Here is a 19,448-nt window from a genome sequence, read left to right on the forward strand (position 1 = left end):
CTCGTACCAGTGAATCGGCTTAATCTAAGTAGTTTTTCTCAAACACACCCGGCGGCATTTGATTGATTTGAAACTGAATCATTTGGTCAAATGCCGTTAGCAAAGGGCTAAAGTCACCATCACTCTCTAGCAAGCTAAGCAAATGATAGCCAGCTTCGACGGTAGAAAGGCTGTTTTCACTGGGCGCTTTACGGATTCGATAATTACCCTTGAGCTCTTTCGGTAAATGAACCGTGCTCAGCGCATGCAAGTTACTCGACACCTGCCACATCTTGAACGCCTTCTTCCACGTCCCATCCAATAAAATCACACGCAGCTTCTTGCTTGGGCATGTCGCAGATTCAACTGAAACAGAGTTTTCGCTTGGGTATAAAATCACATGTTGGTAATGTTCATCGGCCAGCAATGCGTTCAATTGTTCGTTGTCTGAAAAGTCTTCACCGACAAGCGTCACGCTGTTATTTAGAGATAACGAGAGGATACGCGCAGTTCCCATCGGGCGATGCTCTTCTGATGGGTGCTGAAGAATGATAAGCTCAACATTCGATTCGAGTGGTGTAATCCACTGACAAATACAAGCTTTCAAAGCCTTGCTGCATTGGGGGCAATAACGAGACATGGATTTAATGTGTACCCTGTTTTAATTTTCACTTCACTTTTATGCGTCTTATTCCAATTTGAGCCAATACAAGCTTGGGTCGTATGGGATAGCAATGCGATTGCCGAGGGGCAATGGTGGCGGATCCTAACAGGAAACTTTTCACATACCAACTACTCGCACCTTCTGATGAATCTAGCAGGCTTATGGATCATCAGCTATCTGTTTCAACCGAGTAAAAAACAGCTTGTTCTTGCTCTGCTTGTGATTAGTTTAGTGACTGGGATCGCTCTGTTGTTTTCGAGTATTCAGATCTATGTTGGCCTATCTGGCACTTTGCATGGGTTGTTTGGCTTATTCGCGCTCAGTGAGGCTTTAAACGGTAGGAGATCAAGTTGGCTGTTAGTGTTGGGATTAATCGCTAAAATCGCTTGGGAGCAGCTTATTGGCCCTTCTAGCACGACTGGCGAACTGATTAATGCTCGTGTCGCGATTGAAGCCCACCTAGCAGGTGCATTGGCCGGAGGCTTCATATCTACCGCTTCATTTCTAACAAGTAGAAAAACGGATCAAAGTTGAATTCTTTCGCGGTTCTTTTCAACCGTCGCTTCACCTATCCCTTTCACACTCACCAAATCATCAGCAGTCGTAAACGCACCGTTTTGATCTCTGTAATCGACGATCTCTTGGGCTTTCTTGTCCCCAACACCAACTAATAGCGCTGAGAGTTCTTCTGCCGTCGCAGTATTGATGTTTACCGTAATCTCAATGCCATCGTAAAGCTCAGCTTTAGTTGGGCTATCAGAAAACGCTGGGGAGCTCAGGGCCATCAGAAATGAAAGAAGTAGTGTTGAATATATCGTGCGCATAAACCGTTCCTTTGAACAAAAAACGTAACTTATGCATTTACCGCACTAGATAACACAATCACCAGACAAAAATAAAGCGGGTCACCTAAGTGACCCGCTTCGTTATACATCTTGTTTTCATCAGCTTGTTTGTTGGCTCGCAATTCTTATTTATCGAATAAACCTAATTTGCAAAACAACAACCATCGCATGTTGATTCTCGGTAGTCAGCCACCAAACAGGCTTAACTACCAAGCTAATCTAACTCAAGCTAACCTGAACTTACTGACCTTGACCCACTACGTAGTATTCAACGTCTGCATTTTTACGCAGTACGTTTAGTACATTAGTAAGGTCTTGCTGATTACCAACTCGTTCCAACTGTGCACCAATTTGAGTGCTGTAAGCTGGGTTGATTTCAGCCGTTACTTTAGAAAGCTCAACAACAACGATGTTACCGTCTTGGTCTTTAGATTGACCAAACACAGCTTGACCTGCTTCTGGTTTCGCTAGAGCGAATACAGACGCCGCTAGTGGCGAGTTACGGTCAATCGTTTCAAGTTCAGTGAACTCAAGGTTGTTATCTGCAAGTACTGCTTCGTTACCTTGCTTAAGCTCGTTCACTAGAGAAACACCTAGCTCAACTGCTTGTTGCTCAGCTTGTACAGCAGACAATGCAGCGACAACTTGATCTTTCACTTCAGCTAGAGGAAGAACTGTCTCGTCGCGAGTCTCTTCTACACGAACAACAATCACGTGCTCAGGTGCAACTTCGATAACTTCAGAGTTCAGACCGTCTTCTTTCACTTCAGGGCTCAAGATAGCTTGCATAACTGCAGGCGTCATCAGAACTTCCGGAGCGTCAACTTGAGAGATGAAATCTGTTGTCGTGATCTTCGCATTGATAGCTTCAGCAGAATCATCCAAAGAATCTGGGAATTCAAACGCTACTTTTTCTAGTTCAGTTTGCTGTTCGTAGAACTGGTCTACAGCATGCTGATCTAGTAGTTCTTGCTTAATCTCAGCCGCTACTTCTGTATAAGGCTGAGCTTGAGACTCTTTTACTTCGTCTAGCTTGATGATGTGGTAGCCAAAATCAGATTTAACTAGGCCAGTAGTATCGCCAATATTCTCAAGAGCGAAAGCCGCGTCTTCGAATGCTGGGTCCATAACATCGCGTTCAATCCAACCTAAGTCACCGCCAACATCTGCACTACCGAAGTCGTCAGATTTCTCTTCCGCTAGCGTAGCAAAATCAGCGCCTGCATTTAGCTCGTCTAGGATTGACTGAGCTTTCGCTTCGTCATCACCTTGAACTAGGATGTGGCTAACTTTACGTTGCTCTTCAGTCGAGTACTTGTCTAGGTGCTCTTGGTAGTATTTCTGTGCTTCTTCATCACTTACTTCAAGCTGAGACTTAAGTGCTTCAGCTGAAAGCTCGATGTAAGACACCTTAGCTTGCTCTGGACGAGTGTAAGCTTGAGGGTTCTCAGAATAGTACTGTTCGATTTGCTCGTCAGTTAGTTCGATGCCTTTCGCTAGATCAGCAACAGACAAGGTCACTGTACGAATGTCACGAGTTTGAGCAATAAGTTTGCTTTGCGTATCGATTTCGCCTTGAAGAACAAATTCACTGCCTTGAAGCGCAGTCACAAGCTGGTTACGCATTAGGTCACGACGCATGTATTCAGCGAAGCTTTCTGCGCTGAAACCTGCACGACGCAGGGCTGATTGGTAAACTTCTTGATCAAATTGACCAGCAGTTTGGAACTGAGGCATTTCTAGAATCATTGTACGGATTTGAGAATCACTGATTCGTAGGCCTAGTGACTCAGCTTGCTGCTCAAGTAGAACATCGTTGATCATGCGATCAAGTACTGATTTACGGAAAGACTCTACGTATGCAGGGTCTGCAAGCATTTGAGCGAAGTAATCGCCAAGTTGAGACTGCATACGATTACGTTCGTTTTGGTAAGCTTGTTCGAACTCACCACGAGCAATTTCTGTGTTGCCAACTTTAGCTGCTGCGTTGTTACCGCCACCGGTGATGTAGCTGCCTACACCTGCGAATACGAATGACAGGATAATCAACCCAAGGATAATTTTTACCGCGATGCTATTCACGCCTTCGCGTAATCGATCCATCATAATTTAAGTGCTCTCCGGATATGAAGCATTGGCTTCAAAATAAAAATCTATTCACGCGATATTATCAGAAAAAGAAATGCGCATCAGTAGGATGCGCATAATTTAAATAAGTTCAATGTGCTTTGCACACATACTGTCTAAGAATGAAACATCATTTTTCAAACAGTAAACGCATTTTACTGCCTTCCCCTCTCTAAAAGCGAGGTTTCAGCAGTGAAAATTAGTTACATGCGTCTTTAAGTGCTTTACCTGCTTTGAAGCCAGGTACTTTAGCTTCTGCGATTTGGATCTCTTCACCAGTTTTTGGGTTACGACCTGTACGAGCAGCACGAGTACGAACACTGAAAGTACCAAAGCCAACAAGTGCAACTTGGTCACCTGATTGTAGCGTTGTGCCAACTGCTTCGATGAAAGCGTCTAGAGCGCGACCAGCTGAAGCTTTAGAGATGTCTGCGTTTTCTGCGATTGATTCTACTAGTTGTGTTTTATTCACTGTTTTTCCCCTATGTGTCATCTGTGACTACTTCTCGATGACTGTACGTTCCATTTTGGTTTTAATTTAGCCGCAAGCCTTATTGCAAAAGGGCTGCCGCTTTAGTCAAATAACTTAGCGTCCAAAAAAAACGCTGACAAGCCTTTTCGGGTCTATCAGCGTAATTCTTTACTTATTTTTGCTATGCATCACTATTTTTTCACGTCAAACTCGACCCCTGACGGATCTCGTTCTAGCGCGACTTTAAGTACTTCATCAATCCATTGAACCGGAATCACCTTTAAGTCAGCAATTACATTGTCTGGAATCTCTTCCAAATCACGCTCATTGTCTTTAGGAATCAAGACAGTTTTGATGCCACCACGGTGTGCTGCAAGCAGTTTTTCTTTCAAGCCACCGATAGGTAAAACTTCACCACGAAGGGTAATTTCACCTGTCATACCGACCTCAGCTTTCACAGGATTACCCGTTAGACTGGATACCAATGCAGTACACATTGCGATACCCGCACTTGGGCCATCTTTTGGTGTTGCACCTTCCGGTACGTGAACGTGAATATCACGTTTCTCGTAGAAATCTGTGTTAATACCCAGATTTTCCGCACGAGAACGAACCACAGTCATGGCTGCTTGAATCGACTCTTTCATCACATCGCCAAGAGAACCGGTTTGCGTTAGTTTACCTTTACCTGGCATTGATTCAGTTTCGATAGTCAGTAGGTCACCACCCACTTGAGTCCACGCTAAACCAGTCACTTGACCGATACGGTTGCTCTCATCCGCTTTACCAAAGTCATGACGTTGAACGCCTAAGTACTCTTTCAGGTTATCAATGTTAACCGTTACAGACTTAAGGCTGCTGTCTAGCAAGATATTCTTAACTGCTTTACGACAAATCTTCGAGATTTCACGCTCTAGATTACGCACACCCGCTTCACGCGTGTAATAACGAATAATGCCAACGATAGCTGAATCTTCGATATTAATCTCGTGAGGCTTAAGGCCGTTACGTTGGACTTGTTTGTCCAGTAAGTGACTTTTAGCGATGTTCAGCTTTTCATCTTCTGTGTAACCCGACAGACGAATCACTTCCATACGGTCCAGTAACGGGCCAGGAATGTCCATTGAGTTAGACGTTGCAACAAACATGACGTCTGACAGATCGTAATCTACTTCTAGGTAGTGATCGTTGAATGCAACGTTTTGCTCTGGATCTAACACTTCTAGAAGCGCTGAAGACGGGTCGCCACGCATATCAGAAGACATCTTATCGATTTCATCTAATAGGAACAGTGGGTTCTTAACACCAACTTTAGACATCTTCTGGATCAGTTTACCCGGAAGTGAACCGATGTAAGTACGACGGTGACCGCGGATTTCCGCTTCGTCACGTACGCCACCAAGAGCCATACGAGTGTACTTACGGCCCGTTGCCGCTGCAATCGAACGGCCTAGTGAGGTTTTACCGACACCAGGAGGACCAACAAGACAAAGGATTGGACCTTTTAGCTTGTTAATTCGATTTTGTACTGCCAAGTATTCAAGGATACGTTCTTTAACACGCTCTAAGCCGTAGTGGTCTTCATTCAAGACCTCTTCCGCTTTCGCTAAATTCTTTTTAACTTTTGAACGCTTAGCCCAAGGAACACCAACCATCCAATCAATGTAACTACGTACTACTGTTGCTTCAGCAGACATTGGCGACATCATTTTCAGTTTTTGCAGTTCTTGCTCGGTTTTTTCACGAGCTTCTTGAGGCATTTTTGAATCTTCGATCTTCTTCTTCAGAGTCTCGAATTCATCAGGTGCGTCATCCATCTCGCCCAGTTCTTTCTGAATCGCTTTCATTTGCTCATTCAGGTAGTACTCGCGCTGAGATTTCTCCATCTGCTTCTTAACGCGGCCACGAATGCGTTTTTCAACTTGCAGGATGTCAATTTCTGACTCCATCTGGCCCATTAAGAATTCCAGACGTTCAGTCACATCTGCAATTTCTAGAACGTGCTGCTTATCAACCAATTTAAGTGGCATGTGCGCTGCAATCGTATCGGCTAGGCGTGCAGCCTCATCAATACCGTTCAGAGACGTTAGAACTTCTGGTGGGATTTTCTTGTTTAGCTTAATAAAGCCTTCGAATTGATTGATCGCGCTGCGAACAACCACTTCTTGTTCTTTTTCGTCAAGTTCTGAGGTTACAACGTATTCGGCATCCGCTAAGAAAAACTCACTCTCTTTGAACTGGTGAATTTTTGCACGCTGCTGACCTTCGACAAGTACTTTCACAGTACCATCAGGCAGCTTTAGCAACTGAAGAATAGTAGCGACGGTACCTACGTTAAATAGGTCGTCGATTGAAGGCTCATCAGTGTCCGCTTCTTTCTGCGCTACAAGTAGTACTTGTTTGTTAGCTTCCATTGCCGATTCAAGGCAAGTAATCGATTTTTCACGACCGACAAACAATGGAATAACCATGTGTGGGTAAACCACTACATCACGTAGAGGTAGCACGGGGATTTCGATACGCTCGGAACGTTCCAAGTTCATATATTTCTCTCTTCCGCTTTAACTTATAAAGCAGTATATGGGGCTTAAACGACTGGATTCAATGGAAGAATAAAAAAAAGGAGGTAATTGCTTACCTCCTTTTTCAATTTGAGTGACTTGTCTAAAAAAGACCTACTCTGCAACCGCTGCTTGGTTATCTGAGTTGCTGTAAATCAACAGTGGTTCTGACTCACCATTAATTACCGACTCATCAATCACAACCTTGCTTACGTCTGTCGAAGATGGCAGTTCGTACATAGTTTCTAGTAGAACACCCTCCAAGATAGAACGCAGACCACGAGCACCCGTTTTACGTTCCATTGCTTTCTTCGCAATTGCACGTAGAGCATCGTCGCGGAATTCTAATTCAGTCTCTTCGATTTCAAATAATGCTGCGTACTGCTTAGTAAGCGCATTCTTCGGTTCACAAAGAATTTGAACTAGAGCTTCTTCGTCAAGTTCTGTCAGTGTCGTTGTCACGGGTAGACGACCAATGAATTCCGGAATTAGACCGTACTTCACGAGATCTTCAGGTTCAACTTGAGTGAACAGTTCACCCACAGTTTTTGCTTCATCTTTTGAACGCACTTCTGCGCCAAAACCGATGCTCGAACCTTTTTCTACACGTTGCTCAATCACTTTATCTAGGCCAGAGAACGCTCCGCCACAAATAAATAGGATCTTAGACGTGTCCACTTGCAAGAACTCTTGCTGTGGATGCTTACGACCACCTTGAGGTGGAACTGAAGCAACTGTACCTTCAACAAGTTTAAGTAGAGCTTGCTGTACACCTTCACCAGACACGTCACGCGTGATTGATGGGTTTTCAGCTTTACGAGAAATCTTGTCGATTTCATCGATGTAAACAATGCCGCGTTCTGCTTTCGCTACGTCATAATCACACTTCTGAAGCAACTTCTGGATGATGTTTTCAACATCTTCGCCCACATAACCAGCTTCGGTTAGTGTTGTTGCATCTGCCATTGTGAATGGAACGTCTAGGAAACGAGCCAGTGTTTCAGCCAGTAGCGTTTTACCACTACCAGTAGGACCGATAAGAAGAATGTTACTCTTACCTAGCTCTACGCCTTCAGCTGTCGTGTCACCATTACGCAAACGCTTGTAGTGGTTGTATACCGCAACTGCTAGCACTTTCTTCGCGTATTCTTGACCGATTACATAGTCGTCAAGATGCTCACGAATCTCACGCGGCGTTGGCAGCGATTCCGATTCTTTCTTAGGAAGAACATCTTTAATTTCTTCACGAATAATGTCGTTACAAAGATCGACACATTCATCACAAATGTAAACAGAAGGACCTGCGATTAACTTGCGAACTTCGTGTTGGCTTTTGCCACAGAAAGAGCAGTAAAGCAGTTTACCGCTACCACCCTCTTTGCTTTTATCTGTCATTCGCTAACCTCTTAGCCTTTACTCTCTATGCTTGAGTGTATATCAATTTGAATCACTTTGCGTTAAACAATTGCCGTGCAATTATTGACCGCGGTGGTTAAGAACTGAATCTACCAAGCCGTATTCTACTGCTTGATCAGCAGACATAAAATTATCACGATCTGTATCACGCTCAACAACTTCTAAAGGCTGACCAGTATGCTCTGCCAATAGTTTGTTTAGCTTTTGTTTGATCGTTAGGATCTCTTGCGCGTGAATTTGAATATCAGACGCTTGGCCTTGGAAGCCGCCAAGTGGCTGGTGAATCATTACACGTGAGTTTGGAAGCACGTGACGCTTACCCGGAGTACCACCCGCTAGTAAGAATGCACCCATAGAGCAAGCTTGACCCATACATACTGTGCTCACGTTTGGCTTGATGAACTGCATTGTGTCGTAGATAGACATGCCCGCTGTTACGCTACCGCCAGGTGAGTTGATGTAAAGATAGATATCTTTGTCTGGGTTTTCTGATTCCAAGAAAAGCAGTTGAGCCACGACAAGATTTGCCATGTGGTCTTCCACTTGACCTGTTAAGAAAATGATACGTTCTTTTAATAGACGAGAATAAATATCGTAAGAACGTTCACCACGGGAAGTCTGTTCAACCACCATAGGAACTAGTGCGTCCATAATCGATGGCATTGTATTTTTTTCTTGGTAGCTCATATTCTTATGTCCCTAAAATAAATGGCCCGAATGATTAAATCATACGGACCATTGTTAGCAGAATTGTTGACCGTACGTCAACCTTCTACGTCAGATATTACTATATTAAGCAGGTTGCTGATTCATTAGCTCGTTGAAGCTAACTTCTTTATCAGAAACTTGAGCTTTAGCGATGATTGCATCAATAGCTTGCTCTTCTAGAGCAACATTGCGCATGTTGTTCATCATTTGCTCGTTTTGCTCGTAGTAAGCAATAACTTCTGTTGGATCTTCGTATGCTGTAGCCATCTCTTCGATGATAGCTTTAACTTTCTCGTCGTCAGCTTTTAGTTCTTCAGTCTTGATTACTTCACCAAGAAGAAGACCTACAACTACGCGACGTTTAGCTTGCTCTTCGAACAGCTCACGTGGAAGTTGGTCAGCAGCTTCAGTGTTGCCACCGAAACGTTGAGCAGCTTGTTGACGTAGAACACCGATCTCTTGATCGATTAGAGCAGAAGGTACGTCGATGTTGTTTTCGTTAACTAGACCGTCGATTGCTTGCTCTTTGATGCGGTTCTTAACAGCTTGCTTAAGCTCACGCTCCATGTTCTTACGAACTTCAGCTTTAAGGCCTTCAACGCCTTCAGCTGCGCCGAACTTAGAAACGAATTCTTCGTTTAGTTCTGGAAGTTCACGAGCTTCAACTTTGTTCAGCTTGATAGAGAACTTAGCAGCTTTACCTTTTAGGTTTTCAGCGTGGTAATCTTCTGGGAAGTTTACTTCGATTTCGAATTCCATACCTGCTGTTTTACCAACGATACCGTCTTCAAAACCAGGGATCATGCGACCAGCACCCATCTCTAGTGGGAAGTTCTCAGCTTTACCGCCTTCGAACTCTTCACCGTCGATAGAACCAACGAAGTCGATAGTTGCACGAGAACCAGCGTCAGCAGCAGCTTCAACTTCAGTCCAAGTTGCTTGTTGCTTACGTAGAGTTTCGATCATCTCTTCAACGTCAGCTTCTTTAACTTCTACTGCTGGTTTCTCAACAGTGATGTTTTCTAGACCTTTCAGCTCAACTTCTGGGTAAACTTCAAAAGTTGCGTTGAATACTAGGTCAGCGCCTTCGTTGTTTTCAACTGGTGCGAAAGTAGGTGCGCCAGCTGGGTTGATTTTCTCTTTAACGATCGCTTCGATGAAGTGACGTTGCATTACTTCGCCCATCACGTCTTGACGTACTGCTTTGCCGTACATTTTAGCAACCATCTTCATAGGCACTTTGCCTTTACGGAAACCATCGAAACGACGGTTTTTCGCGATGTTGCGTAGTTCAGCTGTAACTGCATCTTCGATGTTAGCAGCAGGAACAGTAATATTAAGACGGCGCTCTAGGCCTTCTAGCGTTTCAACAGTAACTTGCATTATATAAACCTCAAAACTGGCTCAGTAATCTGAGCATATGAGCCGTAACTTAGCTTTAATTCAAAAGCCGACGTTGTTGGCTGCATTCTTGTGTAGTGCTCTATCCGAACACCTAATTTAAAATCGAGCATTGATGTCTGAATTGATTATTCAACCAAACACCAGACTAATCAGCGATATCTTCGTTCTTCACATGCTTATTGAACGTTCTCACGCAGTTATAAAACGTTTTCACGCACTTATAAAAAGCAGTGAAGCTTGTTTTCGGAAACAAGAAAGGTATCTCCGATTAGCCTCAGGACAGAAATTTTAGATGCGACATTCTAGCGATCTGTTTAATCTCTGTCGAGCCGTTCACCTCTGCATGATGATGAATGCTCTAAATTCGTCCAACTAAATGATACAAAAACGATCAAATCATCACTTAGCACAACAGAAATGGGGACAATAGCGACTTTTTCAAGGGAATCGAGGGCTTTTTTTGCTAAAAACCTTAAAAAGAGATCTTGCTCTTGTTTTACCCCTCAGAGTCGATAACTTTTTCAACAATCCCCGTTACAAACCCTTAACCTACCCCCACCTGTCGACTTTCTCCTTTCAGCAAAAACTACCGCTATTTGCTACCATAAATGAGAGAAGACGGGCTTGATTGATTACCAAAGAAATTAGCGGAGAGCCTTCATGTTTCAAGCTTTTAGAATCCCAATACTATTAATGGCCATATACAGTCTACTGATGGTCTTTGGCGGTCATTGGGTGTGGAGTACAAGTCATAAAAGTTTGTTAAATGATCATCAATCTAAGCTAGACCGCTTTTCGGTTCATATTTCAAGCCAATTGGATAAGTTCGCGCACATTCCAGAGCTGCTTTCAAAAGACAAAGAGCTGGTCGATGCCCTTCACTCTCCAAGTAACTCTGCGCAAATCGAACTCACCAATCGCTATCTAGAGCACGTAAATTCGGTGATTCAAGCGTCCGACACTTATTTATTAGACAGCATTGGCACCACTATCGCAGCCAGTAACTGGAATCAACCGCATTCTTTTATTCGTCGAAACTTTGCTTTCCGTCCCTACTATCAAGAAGCCATTCAGGGCAATGAAAATCAATATTTTGCGCTAGGTTCAACGTCTGGGAAGCGAGGCTATTATTATTCTTACCCCGTCTCCTATGCCGCTGAGATTATTGGCGTCATTGTCGTAAAGATGGATTTATCGCTGATTGAAGCAAGTTGGAAAGGCAAACAGAGTTTTTTTGTTGCTGACGATAAAGACCAAATAGTATTCATGTCGAGTAATCCTGAATGGCTGTTCAAGAGCCTTCAGCCGCTGAGCCAAGCACAGCAAGCTCGAATTCAAGAAAGCAGACAATATCTCGATACCAAAATAGAAAGCCTTCACTTCTCTGGTGATTTCGAGAGTGCTACTAGCAATATTGAGTCTCCGCACAAGCTCGTCCAAGAGCAATTCTTTAGCTCATCACGCTTCTTAGCCGAACCGAAACTCACCATACGGGTTTTTTCTCCAACCCACTTAGTTTGGTGGAATCTGGTGGCTTACCTAGTGGTTTTGAGCCTTATCTTTGCGATTATTTATCTAACGATGCAGCTCAATCACCATCGACAACAAAGGCGTGCCCAAATTGATAGGCTGCAATCTGAAGCCAAACAAAAGCTGGAATTTCAAGTGCTTGAGCGCACATCAGAGCTGCATGTCGAGATTAAACATCGTATCGAAACCGAACATGTACTGAGACAGACACAAGACGAACTCATCCAAGCCGCCAAACTGGCGGTGCTAGGGCAAATGTCGGCAAGCATTAGCCATGAGTTGAATAACCCTCTCGCTGCGATTCGCAGTTATGCCGACAACGGCCGACTGTTTCTTGCCAAAGAAAAGACCGATCGTGTCGATGACAACCTCTCGCGAATCTCGGTGCTCACTGATCGCATGGCGAAAATCAGCCACCAGCTTCGCTCTTTTGCAAAGAAATCCACCGCGGAAGAATTACATACGTTACAGATACTTCCCGTATTGCACTCGTCAAGAGAGCTGATGAAACCACAACTCAAGAGTGAACGAGTTAAGGTCAACGAACTCCCTGAAACCTTTGATGCTTGCGTGCTCGCCAACGCCATTCAATTGGAACAAGTGATCATTAATTTGCTGACCAACGCGATTCAGGCGATGGAGCAACAAGACGACAAGCAATTAGCTATTCTGTTAGAGATTAGGGAATCCGACCATCAACAAGCCAGCACCTTGCTGATTCATGTCGATGATAATGGCCCCGGCTTCACTTCCTCTTCGAGCGGAGATTTTTTTGAACCTTTCCATACCACCAAGAAAAACGGACTTGGACTTGGGTTATCGATTTCTCAACAAATAATCAGCGGAATCAACGGCAAGCTCGTTACCGGTCACAGCCCTCTAGGTGGCGCTCGATTCAGCATAGAGTTGCCCCTTGTTGAGCAAGAACAAAAAGAAAAAAAACCAACACCCAAACCAAAAACAACAGACTGAGATTAAACCGTTAGCAAGCTAACTATTGAACAAGCGAGCCAACCAACAAGCAAAAAACTCAGCGATAATCAGAATACAAAGAAGTAAAGGAATCACTATGTGTCACGTCTATTTCATTGATGACGAATCCGATCTAAGAATGGCGATTGAACAGAGCTTTGAGCTCGCCGATATTGAAGCGGAGTTCTTTCCCGATGCCGAATCTGCTCTGCTCGCAATTCAAGAGAACGGCTTACCCCACGTGATCATCACTGATATCTGTTTACCGGGTATTTCCGGGCATGACTTGCTCAACACCGTAATGCACAAAGATAAAGAAGTCCCCGTAATCATGATCACTGGCCACGGCGATATCTCCATGGCCGTGCAAGCGATCCAAGACGGCGCCTATGACTTCATTGAAAAGCCGTTCGCCAATGAACGTCTAATCGAAACCACTAAGCGAGCGATTGAAAAACGCCAACTTACCCTTGAAAATCTTGAATTAAAGCGCTCTCTCAAGGCCAGTAAAGCGCTTGGACCAAGAATCATTGGTGACACGCAATCAATGACCGAACTGCGTTCTATCATCACCCACGTTGCCGACACTAACGCCGATATTTTGTTGTTTGGTGAGACAGGCACGGGCAAAGAATTAGTCGCACGATCCCTACATGAGCAAAGCAGTCGACGAGAACAAAACTTTGTTGCCGTCAATTGCGGGGCGGTTCCAGAAAATCTGATTGAAAGTGAGTTGTATGGCCATGAAAAAGGCGCATTCACAGGTGCTGAGAGTAAACGTATTGGCAAGTTCGAGTTTGCTCAAGGCGGAACCCTATTCTTAGATGAGATCGAATCCATGCCGATGCAGGCACAAATTCGCTTGTTACGTGTCTTGCAAGAACGCGTCATCGAAAGAGTTGGCTCAAACGGATTAGTCCCACTTGATATTCGAGTAATCGCCGCAACCAAAGTTGACTTGAAAAAGGCAGCTGAAGAAGGGACTTTCAGACAAGACCTATACTACCGATTGAATGTCGTCACCCTAGATTTACCGCCGTTGAGAAGCCGCCAAGAGGATATCCCAGCACTCTTCCACCACTTCTTACTGGTCGCTGCGGCACGTTATGGCAAAACAGCCCCGGCAATTCCACAGAAAGAACTGCACGAGCTTTTAGCCCACGATTGGCCGGGAAATGTACGAGAATTGCGTAACACTGCGGAGCGTTTCGTACTTTTAGGCAAGCTATCTCACTTATCAGACAGCACTTCGGAGTCGACCCAACATTTGTCGTTAGCAGAACTGGTTTGTGATTTTGAGAAAAACACGTTAAAGCAAGCGCTTATTGAGTGTAATGGCAGCATAAAAGAGACGATGGATAGGCTGCAACTTCCCCGAAAAACACTCTACGATAAGATGCAAAAACACCATCTAGTGAAAGAGTCATACAGACAAAACGAAAACTAAATTAGATTTGGGAGCAAGATCACCTATACTTATTTTGATAACAGGATGTTATGCAATCAAAGTAATAAGGACATAACTATGGGTGAGAAAACAAGAGTTCCCTCGATCACCGATACTTTCGAGATAGATGGTATTTTTTATACTGACAATCATGTCGATCTATACACGCCAGAATTAGAGGCAAAAAGAGCGCTCTATGAGCAGATTGATTCAGGCTCTAGATATGGCAAGATTATCGATGAGGAGGTTTAACCCTCCTCATCACTTCGTTGTTACTTCACTATCTACTTAGTGATGATCTCTGGCCCCATCAACGTGGTCGGTAACCATGTTGATACCCAAGGTACGTAAGTTACGATAATCAAGAACAAGAACATCACGCCAACCCACGGCAACGCTGCTTTTACCACGTTCATCATCGACATCTTGGCAACCCCGGCAGTCACAAACAAATTGAGCCCAACAGGCGGCGTTATCATCCCTATCTCCATGTTCACCACCATCATGATGCCAAGGTGAATTGGGTCGATGCCCAGTGCAATTGCAATTGGGAATACCAATGGCGCAACGATGATCAGCAAGCCTGATGGCTCCATGAACTGCCCACCAATCAAGAGTAGAACGTTCACCACAATCAAGAAGGTGATCGGACCTAAGCCTGCAGAAAGCATAGACTCAGTGATCATCTGAGGAATGCGTTCCTCTGTCAGTACATGCTTAAGAATCAGAGCATTGGCAATGATAAACAGCAGCATGATCGTCAGCTTACCTGCATCATAGAGCGTGTCTTTGGTATCTTTATGGAAGAAGGTTTGGAACACTTTAACCAAAGCAGGCTTTGTATTCTTCTTATCAGCGAAAGGCCCCATATCTTTATAGATAAAGTTGGCAATAAAGAACGCGTATACCGCTGCAACAGCCGCCGCTTCCGTCGGTGTAAAGATACCGCCGTAGATACCACCCAAAATGATGACAATCAGTAGCAGACCCCAACTTGCGTCTTTTGCTGCTGCGAACATCTCACCCCAGCCCACAAACGGCTGTGCAGGAATCTTCTTAATACGTGCTGCAATGTAGATAGCAATCATCAACATCACACCCGCCAACAGACCAGGAATCACGCCACCGAGGAACATACGACCTACAGATACATCCGTCGCCGCAGCGTAAACAACCATAACGATGGATGGTGGAATCAAGATACCCAAAGTACCCGCATTACAGATAACCCCTGCCGCGAATTCTTTTGTGTAGCCGTTTTTGATCATACCTGCGATAACAATACTACCGATTGCTACTACCGTTGCAGGAGACGACCCAGATAACGCTGCGAACATCATACACGCCACAACCGATGCCATTGCTAAACCGCCGCGGAACCAGCCGACCATTGCGATAGCAAAACGGATAATACGTTTCGCCACACCGCCAGTGGACATGAAGCTAGAGGCCAAGATAAAGAAAGGGATCGCTAAGAGTGTGTAGTGGCCTGCAAATGCATTAAACAACGTTTGTGCAACCGAAGCTAGTGACGCATCAGAGTGCATCAACAAGAATATGACGCTTGATAAACCAAGGGCAATCGCAATTGGTACACCGACCAACATGAAAGCAATTACCATTAAAAATAGAAATAACATTGCCATGATTAGTCTTCCTTACCGTTAGATTTTGTACCCGACTCGTTCGCCTTGTTTTGCTTAGTCGAATCCAATACCGCTGTCGCGTCTTCATCAGAACCCGCTAACACATCAGCTTTCAATGCATCCAGCTCTTCTTCGGCTTCATGGCCTGCAATCATGCGGTCAAGCTTGCCCGTCGCCACTTGATAAGCGATTTGGATGAATCGGAACGTCAGCATTGCCATACCAATCGGCAGCGCCATATAAGGAATAAAACGTGGCAGTTTCTCGTATCGCTCGCCTTCATTCAGCCAGTCGGCAAGAAACTGAAGCATCTCGGGCATTGGAATATCATCGGTCTCGTACCAAGCGCGCTCAGTCGCGAACGGGTACCAGTAATTCCAAGAACCGATAAGAAGTAAGATTGAGAATGCTAAGCAGCTTGTGACGGCGATTAACGCATACACTTTACGCAGCTTTTCTGGGGCAAGGTTAATGATCACATCAACGCCAATGTGGAAGTGTTTTTTAACGCCATAAGATGCGCCCACTAACACCATCCAAGCGAACATGAACACAGTCAGTTCTAGTGCCCACAAGATATTGCCATTGAATGCGTATCTGAATACCACATTAGCAAAAGTAAGTAGCGTCATTGCGCCAAGGAAAAATGCGATTAATGACTCTTCAATCACATCCGTAACTCTTCCGACTTTGGAAAAAAGAGAGGTTTCCAGTGCTGATTCGCTAGAATTTGGTTGTTCCATTTGAGGATTATCCATAATTGACTCCGCTTATAGTTATTTTAATAAGGAGTGGCGAAATGCACGCCACTCCCTTAGCGGTGTTATTGGTTTGAAGCTAACGCTGCATCGATAAGGTCTGAACCGATGTCTTTTTCAAACTTCTTCCATACTGGTTGAAGTGCAGCTACCCATGCTTCACGCTGTTCAGGCGTAAGTGTACGAACCTCACCACCGGCTTCGATGATGTTATTTTTGTTCGCTAGGTTAACTTTTGAAGATTCTGCATTACGTGTTTCAGAGACTTCTTGAACGATAGTGCCAAGCTGTGTACGTACATCTTCAGGTAGGTCTTTCCAGAAGTCGTTTGACGTTACCACTAGGTAATCCAAGATACCGTGATTGGTTTCAGTTACGCCGTCTTGTACTTCAAAGAACTTCTTACCGTAGATGTTTGACCATGTGTTCTCTTGACCATCGATAACCTTAGTTTGCAGGCCACCATAAACTTCTTTGAAAGACATCTTCTGTGGGTTAGCGCCTAGTTGTTCAAACTGAGCCACCAATACGTCTGATGCTTGAACACGGAATTTCAAACCTTCCGCGTCTTCAGGGTTGATAAGAGGCTTATTCGCCGACATCTGTTTCATGCCATTGTGCCAAAACGCTAGACCTTGAAGGCCACGACGCTTCATCGCATTCTTCAGTTTTTCGCCAGATTCTGAGTTTTGGAAACGGTCAACGGCTTCTACGTCTTCAAATAGGAAAGGAAGGTCAAAAATGCGGTATTTCTTAGTGAACTTCTCAAATTTTGACAACGATGGCGCCGCCATTTGAACATCACCATTTAACAGGGCTTCCAGTACCTTATTATCATCGTAAAGTGTTGAGTTAGGGAAAACTTGCATACAAGCCTTGCCATTCATTTCCGTGTTTACTCGCTCTTCCAGTAAAGAAGCGGCAATGCCTTTCGGGTGCTTATCGGTATTGGTTACATGACTGAATTTAATCACGATTTCACCTGGATCACAGTTTGCAGCAGCATTAAAACTTGTGAGCGCCAGAGCAGAGACAGACAGCAGGGTAAGAGGCTTAAACATTATTATTCTCCTTAGTAAACAAAACAGCCCTTCAATGGGAACTGCGTGCTTTCACTAAGGCAATTAGCGCGCCACATTGACACAAATCATTAACAACCCTTTAACCATAAGGCTTCATGATATCTGCCTGCTGCAATCACCAACTCGCTGCAAAAATCAATGGGTGGGAAATGACACATAGAATATTTGTAAATGGGTGGGAGTTGACCAACGCATCACTAATGGATACGGCCGAATGAGGTCTGACCAAGAGCCACATTGCCGATGATACCTTGAAGTAATTTCGACCTATCCTGTAGAGTGCTGCACAACTTAGTCAGATTTACACTTAATAAGAGTTGATACCAATGAGTCAGATCTACCATCACCCAGTACAAATTTACTATGAAGATACCGATCACTCAGGTGTGGTTTATCACCCTAACTTTCTAAAGTACTTTGAGCGTGCGCGCGAACATGTCTTGGGTAGCGATAAATTGGCGGAATTGTGGAACGAGCACGGACTCGGTTTTGCGGTCTATAAAGCCAACATGACTTTTCAAGATGGTGTTGAATTCGCTGAGATCTGCGACATCCGAACCTCTTTTGAACTCGATGGCAAATACAAAACGCTATGGCGACAAGAAGTGTGGCGCAAAGATGCAACCAAACCCGCGGTGATTGGTGATATCGAAATGGTCTGTTTAGACAAAGACAAGCAACTGCAGCCCGTGCCTGCTGAAGTATTAAAAGCGATGCTTGGCGAAACGAACTAACCTCATCTTACCTCACCAAACTAGCTTAAAGGAGATGAGACGACGAAAAGGTTCTCATCTCTATCTGCATGGGTAGCAAATTCCCACCAAGAGTCACGGCGAAACGATACTGGTCATCTAATCGACCCAAGCAACATTGCCAATCTGTAGAAATATCGTCTTGTTGATAAGAATCCAAATCCAACCCAATCCCGCTATCTAGCCTGATTTCGCGATACAATCTAATTTCATCCTGCAAGCTTGGCTGAAAATCCGAAGCGTGAATTGGCAATGTTTGCTCCGTCAGATTGGAGAATTCGAACGAAAAGCTTCGCAACGATGTGGCTAGCCCCTTACCCGTCGCTTTGATGTACGACTCTTTCAACGCCCACAGATCGAAAAAACGCTCTCTCTGCTCTTCTTTGCTGAGCTCAAGTAAATCCGCCAATTCTTTACCTGAAAAGTAGTGCTTCATGATCGAGTCGATATTGGTCGAACTTCTGGCGTGTTCAATATCAACACCCAATTGAACTTGCTTCCCTTCTCTCTGGCAAACTGCAATCAACAAATGTTCTTTGCTATGACTAATATTGAAATTTAACCCCGTCTTGAGTTGCTGTTTGGCGACTAAACTTGGCTTTCCTTTCTCGCCATATTCAAAGCGCCACGCTTCAGGCATCAAATCAGAATAGCGAGACAGCACCTTTCTTAGGTAATTTCGAACATACAGAGCCTGAATTTGAGATGAGGGCATTCGATAGCGCTCAACTTTAGCTATCTCATCGGCTGTCAGTCTCTTTTTGAGCTGCGATACATTGTCTGGCTGGTCATCTAAATTACTCAGAGAACATAGCCACAAATCAACAACGGAAGTTTTCATTTAACTCGAACTCACTTCTAGAAATCACTCTTCAAAACACGATTGGAACAACCAAATCGAACAAATTTAACTCATCTATGATTTAAGTAAAACCTAGAGAATACGGGAGGGAAACACCCTTCATATACGGGCTTAAAACCAATTTTTTAAATAATAACAAATTAAAACACAGATCACACTTAGCCTTGCACAAGAGGCATCCATTAAATGTTACTTACAAAAACATGACATAGATCTCACCAAA

Annotated in this window: 17 protein-coding genes and 1 pseudogene; 5 read left to right on the forward strand and 13 right to left on the reverse strand. The window is 44.2% G+C overall.

What is annotated here, in order from left to right:
• Positions 1 to 19 precede the first annotated feature (19 nt).
• Complete coding sequence (locus tag AACU28_RS20100) at positions 20 to 619, reverse strand: tRNA-uridine aminocarboxypropyltransferase (RefSeq protein WP_032546456.1); 600 nt, start codon at positions 617 to 619, stop codon at positions 20 to 22.
• A 9-nt stretch (positions 620 to 628) separates the two neighbouring features.
• Here AACU28_RS20100 and rrtA point away from each other — a divergent pair, with 9 nt between their 5' ends.
• Complete coding sequence (rrtA, locus tag AACU28_RS20105) at positions 629 to 1,177, forward strand: rhombosortase (RefSeq protein ID WP_029406501.1); 549 nt, start codon at positions 629 to 631, stop codon at positions 1,175 to 1,177.
• On the opposite strand, the gene AACU28_RS20110 is transcribed toward rrtA, so the two are convergent.
• The 8 genes and pseudogenes from AACU28_RS20110 to AACU28_RS20145 all read right to left on the reverse strand — a co-directional run.
• Positions 1,168 to 1,467, reverse strand: coding sequence for a ComEA family DNA-binding protein (locus AACU28_RS20110; RefSeq protein ID WP_004736087.1), 300 nt, complete (start codon positions 1,465 to 1,467; stop codon positions 1,168 to 1,170). The two genes, rrtA and AACU28_RS20110, sit on opposite strands and share 10 nt — an antisense overlap.
• 261 nt (positions 1,468 to 1,728) lie before the next feature.
• Complete coding sequence (gene ppiD, locus AACU28_RS20115) at positions 1,729 to 3,594, reverse strand: peptidylprolyl isomerase (RefSeq protein WP_076646035.1); 1,866 nt, start codon at positions 3,592 to 3,594, stop codon at positions 1,729 to 1,731.
• A 220-nt stretch (positions 3,595 to 3,814) separates the two neighbouring features.
• The gene (locus AACU28_RS20120; RefSeq protein WP_012604504.1) at positions 3,815 to 4,108 is read right to left on the reverse strand and encodes an HU family DNA-binding protein; all 294 of its coding nucleotides are present in this window, start codon (positions 4,106 to 4,108) and stop codon (positions 3,815 to 3,817) included.
• A gap of 170 nt (positions 4,109 to 4,278) precedes the next feature.
• Entirely contained in the window at positions 4,279 to 6,630 is a 2,352-nt protein-coding gene (lon, locus tag AACU28_RS20125) for an endopeptidase La (protein WP_017076773.1), read from the reverse strand.
• 132 nt (positions 6,631 to 6,762) lie between these two features.
• A complete protein-coding gene (gene clpX / locus AACU28_RS20130; RefSeq protein WP_004736081.1) occupies positions 6,763 to 8,043 on the reverse strand; it encodes an ATP-dependent protease ATP-binding subunit ClpX in 1,281 nt (426 codons plus the stop codon).
• Positions 8,044 to 8,124: 81 nt separating this feature from the next.
• Positions 8,125 to 8,751, reverse strand: a complete 627-nt coding sequence (clpP, locus tag AACU28_RS20135) for an ATP-dependent Clp endopeptidase proteolytic subunit ClpP (protein ID WP_004736080.1) — start codon at positions 8,749 to 8,751, stop codon at positions 8,125 to 8,127.
• A gap of 105 nt (positions 8,752 to 8,856) precedes the next feature.
• Positions 8,857 to 10,155, reverse strand: a complete 1,299-nt coding sequence (tig, locus tag AACU28_RS20140) for a trigger factor (RefSeq protein WP_004736079.1) — start codon at positions 10,153 to 10,155, stop codon at positions 8,857 to 8,859.
• A gap of 335 nt (positions 10,156 to 10,490) precedes the next feature.
• A pseudogene (locus AACU28_RS20145) lies at positions 10,491 to 10,673 on the reverse strand (hypothetical protein); the annotation flags it as partial.
• A 163-nt stretch (positions 10,674 to 10,836) separates the two neighbouring features.
• Here AACU28_RS20145 and AACU28_RS20150 point away from each other — a divergent pair.
• The 3 genes from AACU28_RS20150 to AACU28_RS20160 all read left to right on the forward strand — a co-directional run bounded on the left by AACU28_RS20150 (position 10,837) and on the right by AACU28_RS20160 (position 14,377).
• Complete coding sequence (locus AACU28_RS20150; protein ID WP_121603496.1) at positions 10,837 to 12,678, forward strand: sensor histidine kinase; 1,842 nt, start codon at positions 10,837 to 10,839, stop codon at positions 12,676 to 12,678.
• Positions 12,679 to 12,775: 97 nt separating this feature from the next.
• A complete protein-coding gene (locus AACU28_RS20155) occupies positions 12,776 to 14,125 on the forward strand; it encodes a sigma-54-dependent transcriptional regulator (protein WP_004736076.1) in 1,350 nt (449 codons plus the stop codon).
• Between the two features lie 78 nt (positions 14,126 to 14,203).
• Entirely contained in the window at positions 14,204 to 14,377 is a 174-nt protein-coding gene (locus tag AACU28_RS20160) for a hypothetical protein (RefSeq protein WP_004736075.1), read from the forward strand.
• Between the two features lie 32 nt (positions 14,378 to 14,409).
• Here AACU28_RS20160 and AACU28_RS20165 read toward each other — a convergent pair whose 3' ends face one another.
• The 3 genes from AACU28_RS20165 to AACU28_RS20175 all read right to left on the reverse strand — a co-directional run bounded on the left by AACU28_RS20165 (position 14,410) and on the right by AACU28_RS20175 (position 17,590).
• Positions 14,410 to 15,771 carry a TRAP transporter large permease gene (locus AACU28_RS20165; RefSeq protein WP_102449285.1) on the reverse strand — a complete coding sequence of 454 codons (1,362 nt, stop codon included), beginning with the start codon at positions 15,769 to 15,771 and terminating at the stop codon, positions 14,410 to 14,412.
• A 2-nt stretch (positions 15,772 to 15,773) separates the two neighbouring features.
• Positions 15,774 to 16,529, reverse strand: a complete 756-nt coding sequence (locus tag AACU28_RS20170; RefSeq protein WP_054548189.1) for a TRAP transporter small permease — start codon at positions 16,527 to 16,529, stop codon at positions 15,774 to 15,776.
• A 65-nt stretch (positions 16,530 to 16,594) separates the two neighbouring features.
• Positions 16,595 to 17,590: a TRAP transporter substrate-binding protein gene (locus AACU28_RS20175; RefSeq protein WP_004736072.1), complete on the reverse strand. Its 996-nt coding sequence runs from the start codon at positions 17,588 to 17,590 to the stop codon at positions 16,595 to 16,597.
• Between the two features lie 347 nt (positions 17,591 to 17,937).
• Between AACU28_RS20175 and AACU28_RS20180 the strand changes: the two genes are divergently transcribed.
• Positions 17,938 to 18,345, forward strand: coding sequence for a thioesterase family protein (locus tag AACU28_RS20180; protein ID WP_121603497.1), 408 nt, complete (start codon positions 17,938 to 17,940; stop codon positions 18,343 to 18,345).
• Between the two features lie 25 nt (positions 18,346 to 18,370).
• On the opposite strand, the gene AACU28_RS20185 is transcribed toward AACU28_RS20180, so the two are convergent.
• Positions 18,371 to 19,204 (reverse strand): 4'-phosphopantetheinyl transferase family protein, encoded by an 834-nt coding sequence (locus AACU28_RS20185; RefSeq protein WP_121603498.1) that lies wholly within the window; start codon positions 19,202 to 19,204, stop codon positions 18,371 to 18,373.
• Positions 19,205 to 19,448: the final 244 nt, after the last annotated feature.

The sequence above is a fragment of the Vibrio sp. SBT000027 genome (assembly GCF_963894355.1).
Taxonomy (GTDB): domain Bacteria; phylum Pseudomonadota; class Gammaproteobacteria; order Enterobacterales; family Vibrionaceae; genus Vibrio; species Vibrio splendidus.